This window comes from Frankia sp. CcWB3 (assembly GCF_977927595.1).
Genome location: NZ_CDWRCK010000302.1, coordinates 1 through 4,489 on the forward strand (window position 1 = coordinate 1; position 4,489 = coordinate 4,489).

Sequence of the window (4,489 nt, forward strand, 5' to 3'; positions counted from 1 at the left end):
TTTCATTTCGACTCCTATGCAGGCATCATTATCACGAGCATCATTATCACGAGCCGTTTTCATCGGAATCCGCCCGGTCCTTCCCCCGGTCGGCGGCCCGGGCGCCCGGCCGGGATGCGCGCCGACACCCGGCGGCGCGACACCCGGCGGCGCGGGCCCGGATCGGCGGTCGTCCACGCCCGGGACACACGGTGGCGGCCTGGGACCCGCCCCCGGCCTGGCGGCCATCGGCGGCGGGTTCTCCCGCGGCGGCCCGTCCCGGGATCAGCGGGGGGTGGTTCCCGGGGTTCGCCACGGGCTCGCCGGACGCACCGCCTCGGCCGCCCGCACCAGCGATTGGGCCAGCCGGCGGGCCTCGTCCGGATCCAGGTAGGCCGCGGCAAGGGTGTCGAGCATGGGCGCATCCAACCGGAGCAGGATGACCGGAGCCTTCCCGGCGCTCGCCGGTGGCTCGGGACGCACCGTTATCTCCGCCTGCCCGATCCGGGTAACCATAATGCCGTCCTGCGGGTCATGGTGGACCAGCGCCATGTTCACCCCATCGTGTGTCTGGGCCAAGGTATTTGAAGTTCGTTGCGCATGTTGGACTCTTGTTGTGGCCGCTTGGTTGTTCCCATCGGCGGTACAAACGGTGACACCCCCGAACCGCATACCCGCCCGCGTCGCCGCACCCGGCAGCCCGTCGGCAGGTCCTGCGCCCTATCGATGTTCGACCCGGCCCGGCTTCCCCTCCGGCCTGGCGGCCCGCGCTGTCGGCACCCGGACGTTTCAGCGTGCTCCCCACGTGTAGGTCTGCTTGACCAGCCGCAGGTAGACGAACGTCTCGGTGGCGAGGACCTGTGGCAGGGCGCGGATCTGCTCGTTGATCAGTTCGAGCAGGTGCTCGTCGTTCTCGGCGACGATCTCCACGATGAGATCGAAGGATCCGGCCGTCAGGACGACGTAATCGACCTCGGGCAGCGCGGCAATCGTGTCGGCGACGACGCGGGTGTCCCCGGTGACCCGTACCCCGATCATCGCTTCCCGGTGGAAGCCCACCCGGAGCGGGTCGGTGACGGCGACGATCTGCATGATGCCGGCGTCGAGCAGACGCTGTACCCGTTGGCGCACGGCCGCCTCGGAGAGCCCGACCGCCGCCGCCATGGCCGCATAGGACCGCCGGCCGTCCTGCTGCAGTTGCTCGATGATGGCCCTGTTGACATCGTCCAGCAGGGTGCCGGAGCTGAGTCGCTGGCCGGGCGACCGTCGCGACTGCACCCGGCGTCCTCCTCGGTCCTCCGTGGCGGTTCCCCACGCCCGTTCACGCTGGCCTGTCCCTGCTGCCATCGTATGGCCGTCGATGAGTGAACTGGGAAGCGAGCCTTATCCACGCAATCTTCGACGGATTCAATCGTCAAGCTGCCGATCAGGCTACTCTTTCAGTGGCTGATCGGTGGAAAGGATGCGTGGATGGTGTCGAATGTGATCGCTTCCGGGAGCGGTGTGACCCGGGCCGTGCCGCAGGCCAGAGCCGCGGAGCTGGCCGCGCGCGAGTCCGCCCGCCTCAACGCCCGCACCCGGGGCTCGGAGGCGCTGCATGCGCGGGCGGTGCGGTCGATGACCTCCGGGGTGCCGTCGTCCTACCAGGTACGTGATCCCTGGCCGATCTACCTCACCCGCGGTCTCGGGCCGAAGGTCTGGGACGTCGACGGCAACGAGTACGCCGACTTCCACAACGGGTTCGGTTCGATGGTGCAGGGGCACGCCCACCCGGCGATCGTGCGGGCCGTGACCGAGCGGGTGGCGCTCGGTACGCACTTCGCGATGCCCACCGAGGACTCCGTGGTGGTCAGCGAGGAGTTGGCCCGCCGCTTCGGGCTGCCGCAGTGGCGCTACGTCAACTCCGGCTCCGAGGCGACGATGGACGCGATCCGCATCGCCCGCGGTGTCACCGGCCGCGACACGATCGTCAAGATCTTCGGTTCGTACCACGGGCACCACGATTACGTGATGGTGTCGATCGGGACCCCGTACGACGACATCGGTCCGGCCGAGCATATGAACTCGCTGGGTTACGGTGCCGGGATCCCCCGGGTAGTCGTCGACCTCACGGTGCCGGTCCCCTTCAACGACGCTCCGGCGATGGAGCGGCGGATCGCCGCGCTCGCCGCTGAGGGACGCCTGCCCGCCTGTGTGATCATGGAGGCGGCGATGATGAACCTCGGCGTCGTCCTGCCGGAGCCCGGTTACCTGGCGGCGGTCCGGGAGATCACCTCCCGGTACGGGGTCATCCTGATCTTCGACGAGGTCAAGACGGGGCTGTGTGTCGCGGCCGGTGGGGCCACCGAGAGGTTCGGCGTGCGCCCGGACATGGTGACCCTGGCCAAGGCGCTCGGTGGCGGGCTGCCGTCCGGGGCGATCGGCGCGACGGCGGAACTGATGGAGGTCGTGGCCTCGGACCGGGTGAAACAGGTCGGCACGTACAACGGCAACCCGCTGACCATGGCCGCCGCCCGGGCGAGCCTGTTCGAGGTGCTCACCCCCGACGCCTACACCCACCTCGACCGGCTGGGTGGCCGGTTGACCGCCGGCTGCGACGAGATCGTGGCCCGCCACGGCATTCCCGGCTACACCGTCGGCATCAGCTCGAAGGGATGCGTGCACTTCACCGACGCGCCGATCCGTGACTACACCTCGTTCATGGCGCACCAGAACGCCGAGTTGCCCGAACTGGCCTGGCTCTACAACGCCAACCGCAACGTCCTCATGGCGCCCGGGCGCGAGGAGGAATGGACGTTGTCGGTGCAGCACACCGACGCCGACGTCGACCGTTACCTCGACAGCCTCGACCAGATGGCCCGGGACCTCGTTGGCTGAGCCGGCCCGATCCCCCAGGAGGGACTAGAGACATGGATGCGATCTTCGCCAATCTCATTGGTGGCGTCTCCACCCCGGCCGTCGATGGCGAGACAATGCCCATCCTGAACCCGTCGACGGCGGACCTGCTGGCGCAGGCACCCCGGTCGGGGCCGGCCGACGTCGACGCAGCCGTGCGGGCCGCGAGCGCGGCGTTCGAGGGCTGGCGGGACACCACGCCCGCGCAGCGGTCCCGGGCACTGCTGCGGGTGGCCGACGCGCTGGAGGACCGGGCCGACGAGGTCGCGGCGGTGGAGAGCGCGAACACCGGCAAACCGCTGCGGCTTACCGTGGACGAGGAGGTCGGGCCGTCCGCCGACCAGATCCGGTTCTTCGCCGGGGCCGCGCGGCTGCTCGAGGGCCGGTCGGCCGGCGAGTACCTGGCGGGGCACACCAGTTGCGTCCGCCGCGAGCCCATCGGGGTCTGCGCCCAGGTCACGCCCTGGAACTACCCGCTGATGATGGCGGTCTGGAAGGTCGCGCCGGCGATCGCGGCGGGCAACACCGTCGTGCTCAAGCCCTCCGACACCACCCCGGTCTCCAGTCTGCTGCTCGCCGAGATCGCCGCGGAGTTCCTCCCGCCCGGCGTGCTCAACGTGGTGTGCGGCGATCGTGACACCGGACGCGCGCTGGTGGCCCATCCGGGCCCGGCGATGGTCTCGGTGACCGGCAGCGTGCGGGCCGGGATGGAGATCGCCCGGGCCGCGGCGGACTCCTTGAAGAGGGTGCACCTCGAACTCGGGGGCAAGGCGCCGGTCATTGTCTTCGACGACGTGGATCCGGCGGTGGTGGCGCGGCAGATCGCCGAGGCCGCGTACTTCAACGCCGGCCAGGACTGCACGGCAGCGACCAGGGTGCTGGCCGCGCCGGGCGTCCACGACGACCTCGCCGCCGCCCTGGCCGAGGCGGCCGGGAAGACGGCGACCGGATCGCCGGAGGAGCCCGACGTCGACTACGGGCCCCTCAATAACGCGGGCCAACTGGCCCGGGTGAGCGGTTTCGTGGAGCGGGCACCTGAACATACCGAGGTGCTCGCCGGCGGTGCTCCGCTGGACCGGGCGGGCTACTTCTACCCGGCCACGGTCATCTCGGGTCTGCGCCAGGACGACGAGCTTATCCAGTCCGAGGTGTTCGGCCCGGTCATCACGGTGCAGCGGTTTGACTCGGAGGACACCGCGGTCGTCTGGGCCAACGGGGTCGAGTACGGCCTGGCCTCCAGCGTCTGGACCCGCGATCACGGCCGGGCCCTGCGGGTCGCCCGCCGGCTGGACTTCGGCTGCGTATGGATCAACACGCACATCCGGCTGGTGGCGGAGATGCCGCACGGTGGGTTCAAGAAGAGCGGGTACGGCAAGGATCTGTCGGTCTACGGCCTGGAGGACTACACCAGGATCAAGCACGTGATGAGCAACATCGAGTTCTGACCATCAGGTCTGACCACCGGGGTGGAACCGAGTTCTGGCCACCAGGTTCTGGCCGCCAGGTCGGAGTGGTCGGGCGCGGGGAGCCGGGTACGAGTCCCGGGCCGGCTCCCGGGGTAGGCCGTGGAAGTAGGATGGTGTGCTTCGAGCCGGGGTGATCGCCGGTCCGGGAC

4 protein-coding genes are annotated in these 4,489 nt (G+C 69.7%); 2 read left to right on the top strand and 2 right to left on the bottom strand.

Annotated elements, in window-relative coordinates; all coding sequences use genetic code 11:
• Positions 1–264: 264 nt before the first annotated feature.
• Positions 265–651, bottom strand: a complete 387-nt coding sequence (locus ACY5KJ_RS17930) for a DUF6907 domain-containing protein (protein WP_462186205.1) — start codon at positions 649–651, stop codon at positions 265–267.
• A gap of 117 nt (positions 652–768) precedes the next feature.
• Positions 769–1,257 (bottom strand): Lrp/AsnC family transcriptional regulator, encoded by a 489-nt coding sequence (locus tag ACY5KJ_RS17935; RefSeq protein ID WP_462186206.1) that lies wholly within the window; start codon positions 1,255–1,257, stop codon positions 769–771.
• Positions 1,258–1,449: 192 nt separating this feature from the next.
• Here ACY5KJ_RS17935 and ACY5KJ_RS17940 point away from each other — a divergent pair, with 192 nt between their 5' ends.
• Both ACY5KJ_RS17940 and ACY5KJ_RS17945 read left to right on the top strand, forming a co-directional pair.
• A complete protein-coding gene (locus tag ACY5KJ_RS17940) occupies positions 1,450–2,856 on the top strand; it encodes an aspartate aminotransferase family protein (RefSeq protein ID WP_462186207.1) in 1,407 nt (468 codons plus the stop codon).
• 32 nt (positions 2,857–2,888) lie between these two features.
• Positions 2,889–4,319: a gamma-aminobutyraldehyde dehydrogenase gene (locus ACY5KJ_RS17945; protein ID WP_462186208.1), complete on the top strand. Its 1,431-nt coding sequence runs from the start codon at positions 2,889–2,891 to the stop codon at positions 4,317–4,319.
• Positions 4,320–4,489 lie beyond the last annotated feature (170 nt).

Bases quoted from the DNA above. Each gene is read 5' to 3' on its own strand.
- ACY5KJ_RS17930 (WP_462186205.1), bottom strand. From the start codon at position 651: ATGCGGTTCGGGGGTGTCACCGTTTGTACCGCCGATGGGAACAACCAA.
- ACY5KJ_RS17940 (WP_462186207.1), top strand. From the start codon at position 1,450: ATGGTGTCGAATGTGATCGCTTCCGGGAGCGGTGTGACCCGGGCCGTG.
- ACY5KJ_RS17945 (WP_462186208.1), top strand. From the start codon at position 2,889: ATGGATGCGATCTTCGCCAATCTCATTGGTGGCGTCTCCACCCCGGCC.